12 protein-coding genes, 2 other RNA genes and 1 pseudogene are annotated in these 14941 nt (G+C 64.2%); 9 read left to right on the forward strand and 6 right to left on the reverse strand.

The window, feature by feature from the left end; all coding sequences use genetic code 11:
- The first annotated feature begins 149 nt into the window (after window positions 1-149).
- Window positions 150-1361 carry an FAD-dependent oxidoreductase gene (locus M3O59_RS17970; protein ID WP_249046599.1) on the forward strand — a complete coding sequence of 404 codons (1212 nt, stop codon included), beginning with the start codon at window positions 150-152 and terminating at the stop codon, window positions 1359-1361.
- A gap of 23 nt (window positions 1362-1384) precedes the next feature.
- Here M3O59_RS17970 and M3O59_RS17975 read toward each other — a convergent pair whose 3' ends face one another.
- Complete coding sequence (locus M3O59_RS17975) at window positions 1385-1579, reverse strand: hypothetical protein (RefSeq protein ID WP_064634450.1); 195 nt, start codon at window positions 1577-1579, stop codon at window positions 1385-1387.
- 476 nt (window positions 1580-2055) lie between these two features.
- On the opposite strand from M3O59_RS17975, the gene M3O59_RS17980 reads away from it, so the two are divergent.
- The 3 genes from M3O59_RS17980 (at window position 2056) to M3O59_RS17990 (ending at window position 4062) form a co-directional block, all read left to right on the forward strand.
- Window positions 2056-2562 carry a YciE/YciF ferroxidase family protein gene (locus tag M3O59_RS17980; RefSeq protein WP_064634439.1) on the forward strand — a complete coding sequence of 169 codons (507 nt, stop codon included), beginning with the start codon at window positions 2056-2058 and terminating at the stop codon, window positions 2560-2562.
- A 133-nt stretch (window positions 2563-2695) separates the two neighbouring features.
- Window positions 2696-3595 (forward strand): manganese catalase family protein, encoded by a 900-nt coding sequence (locus M3O59_RS17985; RefSeq protein WP_116906179.1) that lies wholly within the window; start codon window positions 2696-2698, stop codon window positions 3593-3595.
- Window positions 3596-3723: 128 nt separating this feature from the next.
- On the forward strand, window positions 3724-4062 hold the full coding sequence (locus M3O59_RS17990; protein WP_064634451.1) for a hypothetical protein: 339 nt from the start codon (window positions 3724-3726) through the stop codon (window positions 4060-4062).
- A gap of 124 nt (window positions 4063-4186) precedes the next feature.
- Here the strand turns inward: M3O59_RS17990 and M3O59_RS17995 are convergent, their stop codons facing one another.
- The 3 genes from M3O59_RS17995 to M3O59_RS18005 all read right to left on the reverse strand — a co-directional run bounded on the left by M3O59_RS17995 (window position 4187) and on the right by M3O59_RS18005 (window position 8900).
- Window positions 4187-4759 carry a hypothetical protein gene (locus M3O59_RS17995; RefSeq protein WP_116906203.1) on the reverse strand — a complete coding sequence of 191 codons (573 nt, stop codon included), beginning with the start codon at window positions 4757-4759 and terminating at the stop codon, window positions 4187-4189.
- A gap of 462 nt (window positions 4760-5221) precedes the next feature.
- Window positions 5222-5297: non-coding RNA, sX9 sRNA (locus M3O59_RS18000), on the reverse strand.
- A 60-nt stretch (window positions 5298-5357) separates the two neighbouring features.
- Entirely contained in the window at window positions 5358-8900 is a 3543-nt protein-coding gene (locus M3O59_RS18005) for a CheR family methyltransferase (protein ID WP_116906180.1), read from the reverse strand.
- Between the two features lie 336 nt (window positions 8901-9236).
- On the opposite strand from M3O59_RS18005, the gene M3O59_RS18010 reads away from it, so the two are divergent.
- Window positions 9237-9617, forward strand: coding sequence for a response regulator (locus tag M3O59_RS18010; RefSeq protein ID WP_064634442.1), 381 nt, complete (start codon window positions 9237-9239; stop codon window positions 9615-9617).
- A gap of 12 nt (window positions 9618-9629) precedes the next feature.
- Here M3O59_RS18010 and M3O59_RS18015 read toward each other — a convergent pair whose 3' ends face one another.
- Window positions 9630-9872: a hypothetical protein gene (locus M3O59_RS18015; protein ID WP_064634443.1), complete on the reverse strand. Its 243-nt coding sequence runs from the start codon at window positions 9870-9872 to the stop codon at window positions 9630-9632.
- Window positions 9872-11152 (reverse strand): sigma-54-dependent transcriptional regulator, encoded by a 1281-nt coding sequence (locus M3O59_RS18020; RefSeq protein ID WP_147308515.1) that lies wholly within the window; start codon window positions 11150-11152, stop codon window positions 9872-9874. The genes M3O59_RS18015 and M3O59_RS18020 overlap by 1 nt, the downstream gene beginning before the upstream one ends.
- 561 nt (window positions 11153-11713) lie before the next feature.
- On the opposite strand from M3O59_RS18020, the pseudogene M3O59_RS18025 reads away from it, so the two are divergent.
- The 4 genes and pseudogenes from M3O59_RS18025 to cydB all read left to right on the forward strand — a co-directional run.
- Window positions 11714-11986: pseudogene (locus M3O59_RS18025) on the forward strand (hypothetical protein); the annotation flags it as partial.
- Between the two features lie 357 nt (window positions 11987-12343).
- Window positions 12344-12421, forward strand: a non-coding RNA gene (locus M3O59_RS18030) — sX9 sRNA.
- 17 nt (window positions 12422-12438) lie between these two features.
- Window positions 12439-13848, forward strand: a complete 1410-nt coding sequence (locus M3O59_RS18035) for a cytochrome ubiquinol oxidase subunit I (protein ID WP_116906181.1) — start codon at window positions 12439-12441, stop codon at window positions 13846-13848.
- Window positions 13839-14861, forward strand: coding sequence for a cytochrome d ubiquinol oxidase subunit II (gene cydB, locus M3O59_RS18040; protein ID WP_064634447.1), 1023 nt, complete (start codon window positions 13839-13841; stop codon window positions 14859-14861). Before M3O59_RS18035 ends, cydB begins: the two co-directional genes overlap by 10 nt.
- Window positions 14862-14941: the final 80 nt, after the last annotated feature.

Consider the following 14941-nt stretch of genomic DNA (forward strand, 5'->3'; position numbering starts at 1 on the left):
TTATGCTCGGCGCCTGCGGGTGTCAACGCTGCAGTTCGGGTGCCGCGCTGTGGCGGCCGGCATGTGTAGACCGCATCAGCGGGCAGCCGCAAGCGTGGCCAGGCGCATCGTGGCGATCACTCCACCCATCACAGCACTCAGGGAGTTGCATGCACCGTCGTCATTTCTTACGCAGCGCCGGCGTTGCGCTCGCGGCCGCTTCCACCGCCAGCTGGGCAGCCACCGACAAGGCGCTGGTCAGGCCGCCCGCTGCGCTGCCGGCGACGCCGCCGGACGGTTCGCTGACGCAGTTCGCGGCTACCCCGCCCTTGGCACCGATGCGCGCCGCGGTCGATCGCATCATCGCCATCAACGGTTGCACGCGTCCGTTTCGTGCACAGGGGCCGCGGATCGAAGCCGAGCGCATCGGGCGCAAGACCGTGGTGCACAACTACGGGCATGGCGGCAGCGGGTGGTCGTTGTCGTGGGGCGCCGCCGAGCATGCGCTGCGGCTGGTGCGTGCCGCCGATGCGGATGCGCGCGAGCTGGCGGTGATCGGCTGTGGCGCGATCGGCCTGACCACTGCCCTGGTCGCGCAACGCGCCGGCCTGCGCGTGCGCATCTATGCGCGCGAACGCCTGCCGGATGTGCGCTCGTTCTATGCCACCGGCGTGTGGTCGCCGGACTCGCGCGTGTGCACCAGCGACTACGCCACTGCCGATTTCAAGACGCGTTGGGAAGAGATGGCGCGCATTTCGTTTCGCCGTTATCAAACCCTGCTGGGCCTGCCCGGCGAGCCGATCGAATGGCGCGATGGCTACGCGCTCTCGGATGTGCCGTTCGATCAACCTGTCGCGTCTGCCGAAGCGCATGAGCCGGACTATCCGCCGTTGGAGCGCGAACTCATCCATGACCTGGCCCCCCGCTCGCAGCCGGTGGCGGCCGGCAGCCACCCGTTCCCGGTCCCGTTCGTGCGCCGCTACAGCCAGCTGACCTTCAACCTCAGCGCCTATGCGCGGCTCTTGCTCCAGGACTTCCTGCAGGCAGGCGGCGAGCTCTATACGCGGGAGTTCGCGCACCCGCGGCAATTTGGCGATCTGCGCGAGAAGATCCTGATCAACGCCACCGGATACGGTGCGCGCGCCCTGCTGGGCGACGACAGCGTGATCCCGGTGCGCGGGCAGACCGCGCGCCTGATCCCGCAACCGGAGGTCACCTATGGCCTGGTCTGGCGCGGCCACAATCTCAACGTGGTGCCGCGGCGCGACGGGCTGCTGGTGCAATCGCAGGGTGCGCACGACTTCAACAACGCAGACGCCAGGCCCGATCGCGCAGCATCGGAAGCGGCGGTGCGCGAGCTGGCGCGGTTGTTCGCAACCTGAGCGAGTAGCTCAGCAGCGCTGCACTACTGCTCGGCAAGCGATGCCTGCAATGCGCTGGCCAGTGCGGCATCGCCGCTGACCAGCGCGTCCCAGCGCAATGCCACGCCCTTGCGCTTGCCCTTCTCCACCAGCTTCAACCCCTGCGGATCGATGACCAAGGTGTATGCCTGCTCGCCGATCTGCAGTTCGCGCCGTAACGATTTGTCCAGTGGCGTCATCGCCTGGCTCTCGCGTCGAGATGCGTCTGCGTTGTCACGCATCCATGTGCATGCGTGCAGTGCTGCGTAGATGCGAAGCCGCAGCGTCCCTGCACGCTGCATCGCCGCTGCATGGGCAGTACTCAGCGTCGCTCTTATCGCGCACGCGGCGAACGCGGCCTGCACTACAGCACAGGTCGCCATCGCATCGGGATCACCGTTTCCACCAATCCCGCTAACACTCGCAGGACTAGCGTAGCGATCACGCAGTACTGCCTTGAGCTCGAATCGACAACGACGGTGACATCAACGAACGCCGGGGGCTATGCCCGCAGCATGTTCTGCGGATGAGTTACACACCTCGCTGCATACGCAGTTACCGGCTGTGATGCAGCGATACATCTGCGCGTCTTCGCGCAACGCAACGACGCAAGACGGCACCGCCCACGCAATGACACGCTGTAGTTATCTCACTGACCACCCCCAAGGAGCCACACATGGCGATCAAGACTGTCGAAGAACTTTTCATCCACGAACTGTCGGACATCTACAGCGCCGAGAAGCAGCTGACCAAGTCGCTGCCGCGTCTTGCACGTGCGGCCACCGAGCCGAAGCTGAAAGAAGCCTTCGAAACCCATCTGGAGGAAACCCAGGGCCAGATCGAACGGCTCGACCAGGTTGTCGAGGTGTTGGGCATCAAGCTCAAGCGCATCAAGTGCGCCGCGATGGAAGGCCTGGTGGAGGAAAGCCGCGAAGTCATCGATGAAATCGAAGCCGGCCCGGTGCGCGATGCCGCACTGATCGGTGGCGCGCAGAAGGTGGAGCACTACGAAATTGCGTCGTACGGCACCATCGCAGCCATGGCCAAGCAACTCGGCTATGCAGACGCGCTGCCGCTGCTGCTGGCCACGCTGGAGGAAGAAAAAGCCACCGACGAGAAGCTGACCCTGCTCGCCGAGCAAGGCGGCAACGCAAAGGCATCCAAGGCCAGCAAGGCCGCCTGAGTCACCACGCACGGCGGCACCGCCGCCCTGCTTCGCCTGCACTCCTGCAGGTATCCCCCCGAGCCAAGCCCCACGTCTCTGCACGCTCCCTGAGTGGTTGTAGTTGCCGGGTGCCAGCCATGGAGCACCACCTATGTTCATGCACAACAAGCGTCTGATGTATACCGTTCGCGTCGCCCAACCCAACCCGGATCTGGCGACGTTGATGCTGGAACAGTTCGGCGGGCCGCAGGGCGAACTTGCCGCGGCGATGCGCTATTTCACCCAGGCATTGGGCGAAGACGATCCGGGCCGCAAGGACCTGCTGTTCGATATCGCCACCGAAGAATTGAGCCATCTGGAGATCATTGGTTCGATCATTGCCATGCTCAACAAGGGCCCGAAGGCGGTGCTCTCCGAGGGTATGGAAGAGGCCATGGAGATGCGCACCATGACCCAGAACAGCACCAGCCACACCCAGCAGATTCTGTATGGCGGTGGCCCGGCGTTGGTCAATTCCAGCGGCGTGCCGTGGACGGCTGCGTATGTGGACAGCATCGGCTGCCCGACGGCGGACATGCGCTCCAACATCGCTGCCGAAGCGCGCGCCAAGCTGGTATATGAGCGGCTGATTACCGTTACCGACGATCCGGGCATCGTGGATGCGCTGCGCTTTTTGATGACGCGCGAAGTGGCGCATCAGAAGTCGTTCGAAAAGGCCTTGTATTCGATCGAGCCGAATTTCCCGCCGGGCAAGCTGCCGGGCGACCCGCGCTTCACCGATACGTACTACAACACATCGCAGGGCGAAGGCGACATGGTCGGCCCGTGGAATGCGGGCGAGCAATGGGAGGTTGTTGCAGACAGCGAATCGCAGGCCGCAGTCGATGGCGGCGACGGTTCGGCCACGGTGGCGCTGGACGCCACGCAGACGCAGGCACTGGATGCGATGTCCTTACGTCTGCTGTCCAATCCAGAGCTGGATCGCGTGACCGGTGCCGACCTGGGCGCAGGCCCGGGTGCCGGCTCCACCACCGGCGACATCCAGCGCTGAGCACGGCTCCCAACGCGTTGCCGCGCAGTGGTTCCAAGCTGCGCCAAACCCGATGGGTGCCTTGCACCCATCACCGGCCCGGGGCGACCACGCTCCGGGCTTTTTCATTGCATTGCACAGAAGTTGGCATAAACGAGAAATCCAGACTCGACACCCACGACGAACGTCAATCCGCCTATCGCCGCCACGGCACGGACGCGTGGGTAGATGGCCAGGGCCGACACGATCCCTCTGCTGCAAACACCCATGATGCGCAGCCACCGCGCGACGGCGTGCCCGAAGCCTTCAATCAACGCGGCCAAGGACATGGCGGCGGATTGGGCGAAGGCGAACCCGACGGCCATCCGGAACGCGATGGCAGCACGCAACCCAACTTCGGCCAAAGCGGCACCTACGGCAAGCAGCAACACATCCAGGCGCAGCAACGCGCCCTGGACGACAGCACTGACGAGCAGGACAACAGCTGAGCGCCAGCATGCCCGCACACCGGTTTACTCACGATGTTGCCAGCCATTTCAGATCAACTACCGCCGACTGAAACGACAAAGGGGCCGATCGGCCCCTTTGTTTGTTGAACCATGGCATGCGCGCTCACACCCGCGCAGTCTGCGCTGAACCGGTGTCGCTTGCCCACTCTGGCCGCACGTCTGCAGCAGCGGCGCAACGCTCCAGCCGCCAGGGCGTGAGATGGCGCATCGCTTCGGCACCGCCCATCTGCAGCCACTTGCTCAAGTCGCCATCGATGCACAGCGGCCGATGCGTAGGCATGCTCGCCGATGAGGCCACCAGCAACGAAAATCCCATCTGCAGGCGCCCGCCGATATCCATCACGTTGCGCAATCCGGCCGCATGCACCGCGCCTCCATCCTGGCTCAACCAGGTTGCGGCAGTCGTGCCGTCTGCCGACGCGGTGCAGACGAAGCCGCACAACGGGATGGCGCAGCGCTGGGTTTCCCAGATGGCCAGATCCACGCCGCCCAGCCAACCGGGTTCCTGCAGATGGATCGAGCGCTGCTGTCCTGGCGCGCGCCGTCCGAAGGTGGCGCGCTCCTCGCGTTTGCCGCCGCGGTCGGCGACGAAGATGTCGGCATCGGCGCCTACGCCGACCTCGACCCATGCGTTGCTCGCCACGCGGGCGGACAACTGAAGAATGCGCGTAATCATGATTACTCCACCGTGTGCATCTCGACGACTACAGTGCTTACGCACAATACGCGCCAAGTTCTCGACTTTCGCAAAGGCGTGCAGCGCAAGCGTTTCATGCAGTTTCAGCGATGGCGCATGCACGACGAAGGCCGATTCGGTCGCAGGTTCTGCACCGTCGCGCAGTATTTTCCGTGAGCTGCGCGTGTGCAGCGCATCGCAGCCTCTGCGCGTGCAGCAGAGGCTGCTGTCAACTGCGTGCATGCGCTGCGATACGCAATCGCTTGTTGCATTCAGCGCCAGGCCGTTGCGCTGATTGTAGTGATGGTTGCACGCAACTTTATTGGCGCAGGCAGCATGCATCCACTCGGCCACGCGATGCGCACTGCTGCATCTGCCGCGATGCACTTTGATAGGCAGGTTTTTTTCACTACATCGCGCAGGCACCTGACGCACTCAGCGACACACGCCTTGATGTAGCGCGGCTAACAAACCGTAGCGAGCAGTCGTCAGGTGGGTGCGAACGGCGCGGAGGAACCGCAGTGTCCGGGTGGTCCATATCGATTCCGAGCGCCTGCCGCGCCCGCCTGCCAACTGCGCAGAAGTTTGTAAGCTGCTCCTAATCGTTCACTGGATTGAGCGGCAACTGGATCTCGCATTCCAGGCGCGTGTCGCTGAGCTCGTAACGCGTCTGCGCGCCATGGCTGTACGGCAAGGCCTTTTCGATCAGGCGGCGACCGAACCCGCCGGCTTCATCACGGTCGTCGCGCAGCTGCTGGCTCGCACCTTCTTCGATCCACAACAACACCAGGCGCGCTGGCGTGTTACCGGCGGACACCACCTCCCAGCGGATTGACAAGGTGCCGCTGTCCGTTGCCAGTGCGCCATGCTTGAGCGCGTTGGTGGCCAGTTCGTGCAAGGCCAGCGCCAAGGTCTGCACGGTGGATTTGCGTAGCGCCACGTTCGGGCCTTCCACCACGATGCGCTTTTGATCCACCGCTGCACCGAGCGCGTCCAGCTCCATGCGCAGCAATGCGCCGATGGTGGTGGGCATATTGTCCGACTGCGACAGCAAGCCCTGCACGCGCGACAGCGCTGCAAGCCGGTCGTCGAACTTGCCGGCAAACTCGGGCATGCTCTGGCTGGTCTGCACGGTCTGCTTGGCCACCGACTGCACCACGGTGATCAGATTGCGCGTGCGGTGCTGCAACTCGGCCACCAGCACGCGTTGCTGTTCCTGCAGGCGGCGCAAGTTGTCCGATTCGGTGGAGGTGCCCAGCCACTCCAGCACCTGGCCACGTTCGTCGCGGACCGGCGCGCTGCGCGTATGAAACCAACGGTAGCCATGCTCGGCCGCATTGAACAGCCGGTGTTCGATATCCATCCCACCCTTGGACGCACTGTCCAGCCAGGCGTTCATGGTCAGCTCGCGTTCGTCAGGATGCACCACCTGCAACCAGCCCAGCTCCAGGCTGTCGGCATCGCTCTGCCCGGTGTAGCTGGACCATTGCGGGCTGGACCAGGTCCAGCGGCCACCATCGAGCGAGCGCCACACCAGCTGCGGAATGCCTTCCATCAAGGTACGCAGGCGTTGCTCGCTACCGCGTAGCGCACGCTCGGCGCGCGTGAGCGGGGTGACATCCATGAAGGTGAGCACCGCACCGCCGATGAAATTGTCCACGGTGCGGTACGGCAGCACGCGCACCATGTAGCGCGCATGCGTGGTGGGGTTTTCGACCTCGCGATCGAGCACGGCCAGGGTACGGATGACCCGGCGCGCATCGTCCTGCAGCTCGTCGTAATCCACATGCAATTTGATATGGCTGATCGGGCGATGGATGTCGCTCTCCACCAACGGCAGGATGTCGGTGACGGCCGGCGTGAAGTTGGTGACACGCAGTTCGTTGTCGAGAAAGACGGTGGCGATCTGGGTGCTTTCCAGAAGGTTCTTCAGATCGCTGTTGGCACGCGCCAGCTCTTGCACGCGATGGGCCAGCTCGCCGTTGACGGTGGTCACTTCCTCGTTGACCGATTGCAGCTCTTCCTTGGAGGTTTCCAGTTCCTCGTTGGCGCTCTGCAGTTCTTCGTTGAGCGATTGATATTCCTCGTTGGACGACTTGAGCTCTTCGTTGGTGCTCTCCAGCTCTTCGATCATCGACTGCAGGCGCTCGCGGGTGATGCGCAGCTCGTTTTCCAGCACTTGCACATGGCCGCTGTCGTGCACGCTGTCGCGCGGGAGCGGCGGCTCCACCGGTTCGCGCGCTTCCACTTCCTGGAACAGCACCACATAGCCGCGCTGAACTTCCGCATCGGACGTGGGCTCGACAAACAGGTTCACCGCCCAGGACGCCGCATCTTCGTGCACCGGGATCCCCTTGACGTGCACCGGGGAACGGTCCATTTCGGCGCGACTGAGCGCGCTACGCAGGTCCAGGCGCAAGTCACGGTGGATCAGATTGATCAGGTTGAGGCTGGGCGTGCCGCCGCCAGGACGGATGAAACGCCCCGCCTGCGAGGAGAAATGCAGCACGTCAAAATGCTCGTCCAGCACGGCGTACGCCGGCGCATAGCGGTCGGCGATGCGCTCGCCGGCACGCACCAGCGCATTGCTGGGATTGCGCGGCCGCTGCGGTGGCGCCGGCGCCCTGGCAGCGGCCGCAAGTTGCATGGTCGGGAACGTGGCGTGCACGTTGCTTTGCACATCGATCCGCTGAAATACCCGAAAGCTGCGCTCCACGGGCGTGAAGAACTGCGCGTGGCGTGAGACGTTTTCGGCGTTGCCCAGGAACAGATAGCCGCCCGGCCGGATGGCGAAGTGGAAGATCGGGATTACCCGGTTCTGCAATTCGGCGTCCAGATAGATCAGCAGATTGCGGCAGGACACCAGATCCAGCCGCGAAAACGGAGGGTCCTTGACGATGCTGTGTTGGGAAAACACGCACAGCTCGCGCAGTTCCTTGCTCACCACGTAGGTGTCGCCTTCCTTGACGAACCAGCGCCGCAAGCGTTCCGGCGCCACCTCGCCCACGATGCTGGAGGCATACCGCCCCACCCGCGCGGTGGCCAGCGCACGCCCGTCGATATCGCTGGCGAAGATCTGGATGCGCGGGGCGGTGTCCAGGGTTTCGGCATGCTCGCGCAGCAGCATCGCCAGCGAATAGGCTTCTTCGCCGGTGGAGCAGCCCAGCACCCACACGCGCAGGCTGTCGCCGGTGTGCTTGCCCTGAAACAGCCGCGGAATCACCTGCTGTTCCAGAAATTCGAACTCGCGGCGATCGCGGAAGAATTTGGTCACCCCGATCAGCAGATCGTTGAACAGCTGCAACGGCTCGTCGAACCGGTTACGCAGGATCTCCAGATACTGCTCCAGCGTTTCCACCTGCGCGACCTGCATGCGCCGTTGCACGCGGCGCAGGAACGTGGCGCGTTTATAGCCATGAAAATCGTGCCCGGTGGTATTGCGCAGGATGCCGGCAATCTGGCTGAGCTTGTCGCTCTCGCTGCCGTTGCGCAGCCCCACCGGCACCGGATGCCCGAAGCCATGATGGCGCTGCATGTGCGCAGCGATACGCGCCGCAACCTGCGGCAGCGGCAGGATGTCGTCGGTGATGGCGGCCGGATTGCTGGCGCTACGCAGATCCAGCCCATGCAGCGAGGCATCGTCCACGGCCAGCGCCAGCCCGCCGCACTCCTTGATCGCCGCAGTGCCCAGCGTGCCGTCGCCGTCCAGGCGCCCCATGATCAGGCCGATCACGTTGCCATCCTGATCGTGCGCCATCGAGACGAAAAAGCCGTCGATCAACCCGTGATCGCTTTCGCCACCGGGCAATGCACGCAGGCGGATGCGGCCTTCTTCCAGCGTCACCACGGTCTCGCTGGGCGGCAGATAGAAGCGCCCCGGCTGCAACCGCTCACCATCGCTGGGCACCGACAGCAGCGCGGCCTGTCTGCCAAGCAATTCACGCAGACGCGCTTCGTCCAGCAACTGGCGGTCGCGCAGCAGCAGCATGATGGCCAGGTTCGAGGCGCCCGCCACCGCATCGAGCAATTCCGCCAGGCGTCCGGCATCCAGCCCGGCAGCGCCTACGCCAAGCACGAACAAGGGCTGCTGGGTCGTCGCGTCCGGGGCGATATCGTCGTTGGAAGTTTCGTCGTCGGTCATGGCAACACCATCGTTCGCAGCGCTGATTTCAAGCGTAATCGGCGATGATGACGCAAAGCACGGCGCCTTGCCATGCAGCGCTTGGAGCGGACCAGACAGCGTAGCGCGCTCTGGTCAGCCGGGCCTGTACGAGGCTGCGTCTACGCGTGCGACATGCCGGTTCGACCGCGCCCGCCTGGCAGCGCGCACTCGCCTTGCCTGGTCGCTCTGATGCAGTGCCAAAAAGATCTTGCAGAGGCCGGTCTTGGAAGCGCCTGCTTACGCGCGCCGTTAACCTGCGCTACGCGCACCATGCGTACGCGCGTCGCCTGATGTGCCACCGCCCTGGAGCCTGCCATGCACGACCACATACTCACCGGCCGCCGCATTCTTGTCGTCGAGGACGACTATCTGTTGGCAGAGTCGCTCAACGACTTGTTGGTGGAAGCCGGCGTCAGCGTGGTGGGACCGGTCGGCAATGTGCCGGACGCGCTCTCGCTGGTGGCCTCGGGTCAGGTCATCGATGGCGCCTTGCTGGATGTCAATGTGCGCGGCCAGGCGGTCTTTCCGGTGGCCGATGCGCTGCTGGAACGCGGCGTACCGTTCTCGTTCTGCTCGGGCTACGACCGCTACACCCTGCCCAAGCGCTTCGCGCATCTGTCGTACTGCATGAAGCCGTACAACCCGCGCACGATCACCAGCTTGCTCAGCAAGCAGACCGAGTTGGCCAACCACTGACGCGTTGGCCGATCATCCATCGCTGCTGGCAGGGGGCGGAACATCCCGCGGCAACTCGCCTGCCTGCTGCAGGGCGCGCTCCTGTTCGCCTAGCTGATTGAGCAGCTCTACCGCAGACTGATGCGCGGTGCGCAGCGTTTCCAGCGGCTTGGATGTTTCGTTGCGCAAGGCGTACAGCGCAAAACCCATCACATTGAGGCGGTTGCGCAATTGATGCAGCAGCTCGCGCCGCTGCCCTTGCGGTAGCTCACTCACTACGCATCCTTGTCGCTGAGCCGGTTATGCAGGGTGCGTACGCTGATGCCCAGTTCGCGCGCGGCGGCCTTTTTGTTGAAGCGCGTGCGTGCCAGCGCCGATTCGATCATGGCGTCTTCGGCCTGGCGCATGGTCCAGCCGGCAGGAATCAGCAACCCGTCTTCATCGGCCTGCGGCACGGTCTGCTCCACATCCGGCGCACTCAACAGATCGCCATCGGAGCGCAGATACAGGTAATGGATGAACGAGCGCAGCTCGCGCACATTGCCCGGCCAGGCGTGGTACGCCAGATAGCGCAGCAGCGACTTGGTCGGCAACTTGCGCGCGCCGTACTTGACGTTGAGCTCGTCGATCACACGCAACCCCAGCAGGCGCGCATCGCCACGGCGCTCGCGCAGCGGCGGCACCTGGATCGGGTATTCGTTGAGGCGGTAGAACAGGTCTTCGCGCAGCACCCCGTGGTCACGCTGCACGTGCTGATGCGTGGCCGCAACCACGCGTGCGTCCAGCGGAATTTCCTCGTTGCCGCCCACGCGCATGAAGCTGCGCGACTCGATCGCCCGCAGCAGATATACCTGCAGGCGCTTGGGCATTTCGCCGATTTCGTCCAGAAACAGCGTGCCGCCTGCGGCCTGCTCCAGGAACCCGGCATGCCGGCGGTCGGCGCCGGTGAAGCTGCCGCGCTCGTGGCCGAACAACTGGCTGGCCAGCAATTCCTCAGGAATGGCGCCGCAGTTCACCGGCACGAAGCGGCCGCGGCGGCCGGACACGCGGTGGATGGCGCGCGCGACCAGATCCTTGCCGGTGCCGGTTTCGCCGGTGACCAACACATTCAAATCGGTCGGCGCCACACGCACGATGTCCTTGCGCAGCATCACGATGCTGTCGCTATTGCCGAAGATACCCAGGTTGCCTTGTCGCGCTTCGCGCAGCCCGCCGAGCACACGCTCCAGGCGTTCGGGCGCAAAGGGCTTGGTCAGGAATTCGCTAACCCCGAACTGCTGCGCGCGGCCCTTGGTTTCGCAGGCGTAGTCGCCCGACACCACCACGATCTGTGGGGTGTGATCCGGGTCGAGCCGTTCGATCAGATCGAAACCGCTGCCGTCTGGCAGGCCAACATCCACGACCAACAGGTCGGGAAAGTTGCTGTCCAGCCAACGGCTGGCTTCGCCAAGGGTGTGGATTCCCTTGGCACGGAAGCCGCTATCGGTGGCGAGTTCAACCACCTGATCGCAAAACTCCACGTCGTCGTCGATGATGGCGCAGGAAAGACGTTCCATGGGCGCTTCTGTCCGCAATGACTGATACATGTTCAGTTGAGAATTGTGACGGCGGCGCGAAACGCGCCTGCGCACCACATCGGGAAGGCATACTGCTGTCACGATCTGTCAGTGGTGCGGCGCTCTCCCCCAAGTCGAGCTCGCCCTGATAACGGTGAGCGAAGTACGCACGGAAGCGCTCGATTGCGCCAGTGCCAAGCGTCATGGTCGGGGTCGGTGGCCGCTTCGAGGCTGACGAAACGCCAAGAAGTGCAAGGTTTGCGGCGGCACGCACGCCAGTTCAATAGCAAGTGCCGTCTTGGTCGAGCGCCAGCTCAGCTCGCTTGCAGTGGTGCATCGTTACCAGGCTATCAGTGTGTGCCGACGTGTGCCGACGCCCCTATGGCGCCGCTTGATCTATCGCTTGATCTATCCGAGGACCGTGTTGCATTTCTTGGGGTTGGGTGCGCCGGGTGACCCACAGCCTACGCCTCGTGCGTGGAGAGCGTGTGCAAGCTGTGCTCACGTATTGCTATCGCGTGGCGGCAAATACTTACGCCATACCGTGAGACGAGGTGCTCCATGCATGCTGTCGCCACGCCCGTGCAAGCCGATGCGCAAACCGAGTTGGACTACTGGCGTGGCGAGCATCGCCGCGGCCAGCTTGGTTATCACCCTTTCGATGGAATTCCGGAAAACACCATTCGCGCAGTCTGTGCGGCCTATGACGCGCAGCCCACGTTGACCGAGGCAGACGTGATCAAGGCAGTGCGCGATGCGCTATGCCTGACGCCCGGCTCGATGAATGCGGTACTCGCCGATTGGCTGGCACCGCGTTGCCTGCGCCATTTACGCGGGCATGACACGCCGCACGGCTGGGTGCGTTTGATTGCGCAATGCGCTGCCGCGGCGATGCGCAAGCGTCGCCCACGCGTAGGCAGGACGGCGCACCGTGCAGCACATCACGCTTTTCATTGCCTCCTGCGCGCAGGCTCGCAGTCATCCGCCAGCCGTACCGCCATGCGGCCGGCATGCTCTAACAAGTGCGCGTGCCTGCGTTGTGCGCCGCGGCTGCAGATTGCAATTGCCGCAGCACGCTGGCGGCCATGCGGCAGCGCACCTGCAAGCGCTAGTGCGTGCCGCCGGGCCTTGAAGAAGCCAACAACCTGCTGCGCCTACCGTCGCACGGGCGCGCTCAGTGCCCGGGGCGGCATGTAACACACGCACGCTGCGGTGCTGAGCGCGCCGCCCGCACCCACCTGACGACCGCCCGCGAGATCGTGTTTAGCCGCTCTTAGGAGACACCTGTGGAAGCATTGCTGCTGTCCCGTATCCAGTTCGCCTTCGTCATCTCGTTCCATGTGCTGTTTCCGGCCTTCACCATTGGCCTGGCGAACTTGCTCGGCTTTCTGGAATGGCGCTGGCTACGCACGCACGACGAGGCGTGGAAGCGGCTGTACTTTTTCTGGTTGCGGATCTTTGCGGTGTCGTTTGGCATGGGCGTGGTCAGCGGCATCGTGATGGCGTTTCAGTTCGGCGCCAACTGGCCCGAGTTGAGCCGCATTGCCGGCAGCGTGATCGGCCCGCTATTGAGCTACGAAGTACTCACCGCCTTTTTTCTGGAGGCCAGTTTCCTGGGCGTGATGTTGTTCGGCTGGGGCCGCGTGTCCGAGCGCCTGCATTTTTTCGCCACCTGCATGGTGGCGATCGGCACGCTGGTGTCCACGTTCTGGATTTTATCGTCCAACAGCTGGCTGCATACGCCGCGCGGCTTTGAGGTGGTCAACGGCATCGTGCAGCCGGTCAGCTGGATGCAGATCATCTTCAACCCGTCGTTTCCGTATCGCCTGGTGCACATGGCGCTGGGCTCGTTCATCACCACCTGCTTCGTGGTCGGCGGCGTTGGCGCCTATTACCTGCGCAAGGGGCTGCACGTGGATGCGGGCGCGCGCATGTTGCGCCTGTCTGTGGCCTTTGCCGCCATCGTGCTGCCGATCCAGGTGTTGGTGGGCGACCAGCACGGGCTCAACACGCTGGAACATCAACCGCTCAAGGTTGCCGCGATGGAGGCGCATTGGCACGGCGAAGGCCATGGCGCCGGCGTGCCGTTAGTGGTGTTTGCGCTGCCCAACGCCGAGGCCGAGCGCAACGATTACGAAGTGGCCATCCCGCGCCTGGGCAGCCTGATCCTGACCCATAGCGCAGACGGCGAGATCACGCCGCTGACCTCGGTGCCGCGCGATCAACGGCCGCCGGTGGCGCCGGTGTTCTTCGCCTTCCGCATCATGGTGGGCCTGGGCATGGCGATGCTGGTGCTGGCCTGGGTCTCGGCCATTGCCTGGTGGCGCGGGCGCCTGCAGGCCAGGCCATTGATCCTGGCCTGGAACATCATGCTGCCGGCCGGATTCGTCGCGTTGGTGGCCGGCTGGTTCGTCACCGAGATCGGGCGCCAGCCGTGGGTGGTGTACGGGCTGCTGCGCACAGCCGATGCAGTAGGGCCGCAATCGACCGCGACCGTGGCGGTGTCGCTGCTGGTGTATGTGTTGGGCTATGCATTCGTGTTCGGCTTTGGGATCTCTTATCTGAGCAAGCTGGTCCGCGCCGGGCCGCAGGCCAGCCGCGACGGTCCGCACGTGGCCGGAGGCGAACACACCCCGGCACGCCCATTGTCGGCAGCCGATACGTCACTGGAACAGGAGAACACCCCATGGAACTGAGTTACTGGTTGCCGGTGGTGTGGTTCGGCGTGATCGGCTTCGGCGTGCTGATGTACGTGGTGCTGGACGGCTTCGTGCTGGGGCTGGGCATGCTGGCACCGTTCGCGCGCGACGAGCAGGAAGTGGACCTGATGATGAACACCGCAGCACCGATCTGGGACGGCAACGAAACCTGGCTGGTGCTCGGCGGCGCCGGCCTGTTCGCCGCGTTTCCCACCGCGTATGCGGTGATCCTGTCGGGCCTGTATCTCCCGGTGCTGTTGATGGTGATGGCGCTGGTGTTCCGCGGCGTGGCATTCGAATTCCGCTTCAAGGCACAGCGCTCGCGTCGCTTGTGGACGTTGTCGTTCATTGCCGGCTCGATCCTGACCGCGTTCGCGCAAGGCATCATCCTGGGTGCGCTGGTGGAAGGCATGCCACTGGAAAACGGGCGCTACACCGGCGGCGTATTCGGCTGGTTCAGCCCGTTCACCATCCTCACCGGTGCCGCGCTGGTGTTCGGCTATGCGCTGCTCGGCAGCACCTGGCTGATTCTCAAGACCGATGGCCGTACCCACACCCTGGCGCGGCAACTGACCAAGCCGCTGGTGGGGGTGGTGGTGACCTTCGTGGTGCTGGTCAGCGCATGGCTGCCGTTCCTGAGCTCGCATGTGATGGCGCGCTGGTTCGAGCACGGCAATTTCTGGTGGCTGTCGCCGATCCCGCTGATCACCGCGGGGGTGGCACTTGCGCTGTGGCGCAGCAGCGACAGCTCGCGCAGCGATGCATCGCCCTTCCTGCTGACCCTGGCGATCTTCGTGCTGGGCTTTATCGGCCTGGTGCTGGGCATGTGGCCGTACCTGGTGCCGCCGAGCTACACCATCTGGCAGGCGGCATCGCCGCCCTCCTCGCAGATCTTTCCGATGGTGGGCCTGGTGGTGCTGCTGCCGCTGGTGCTCGGCTACACGGTGTGGTCGTACCGCGTCTTTCGCGGCAAGATCGCCGCCGACGTGGGCTATCACCATCATCATTGAGTGCTGGCGCCGTAGTGCGAGTCGTCCGGGATGCAATGGACAAGAGCGGCGAACGAGGCGACTGCGCAGCCGGCAGACGG

This window comes from Xanthomonas nasturtii (assembly GCF_023337365.3).
GTDB lineage: Bacteria > Pseudomonadota > Gammaproteobacteria > Xanthomonadales > Xanthomonadaceae > Xanthomonas > Xanthomonas nasturtii.

Bases quoted from the DNA above. Each gene is read 5' to 3' on its own strand.
- M3O59_RS17970 (WP_249046599.1), top strand. From the start codon at position 150: ATGCACCGTCGTCATTTCTTACGCAGCGCCGGCGTTGCGCTCGCGGCC.
- M3O59_RS17975 (WP_064634450.1), bottom strand. From the start codon at position 1,579: ATGACGCCACTGGACAAATCGTTACGGCGCGAACTGCAGATCGGCGAG.
- M3O59_RS17980 (WP_064634439.1), top strand. From the start codon at position 2,056: ATGGCGATCAAGACTGTCGAAGAACTTTTCATCCACGAACTGTCGGAC.
- M3O59_RS17985 (WP_116906179.1), top strand. From the start codon at position 2,696: ATGTTCATGCACAACAAGCGTCTGATGTATACCGTTCGCGTCGCCCAA.
- M3O59_RS17995 (WP_116906203.1), bottom strand. From the start codon at position 4,759: ATGATTACGCGCATTCTTCAGTTGTCCGCCCGCGTGGCGAGCAACGCA.
- M3O59_RS18005 (WP_116906180.1), bottom strand. From the start codon at position 8,900: ATGACCGACGACGAAACTTCCAACGACGATATCGCCCCGGACGCGACG.
- M3O59_RS18010 (WP_064634442.1), top strand. From the start codon at position 9,237: ATGCACGACCACATACTCACCGGCCGCCGCATTCTTGTCGTCGAGGAC.
- M3O59_RS18020 (WP_147308515.1), bottom strand. From the start codon at position 11,152: ATGGAACGTCTTTCCTGCGCCATCATCGACGACGACGTGGAGTTTTGC.
- cydB (WP_064634447.1), top strand. From the start codon at position 13,839: ATGGAACTGAGTTACTGGTTGCCGGTGGTGTGGTTCGGCGTGATCGGC.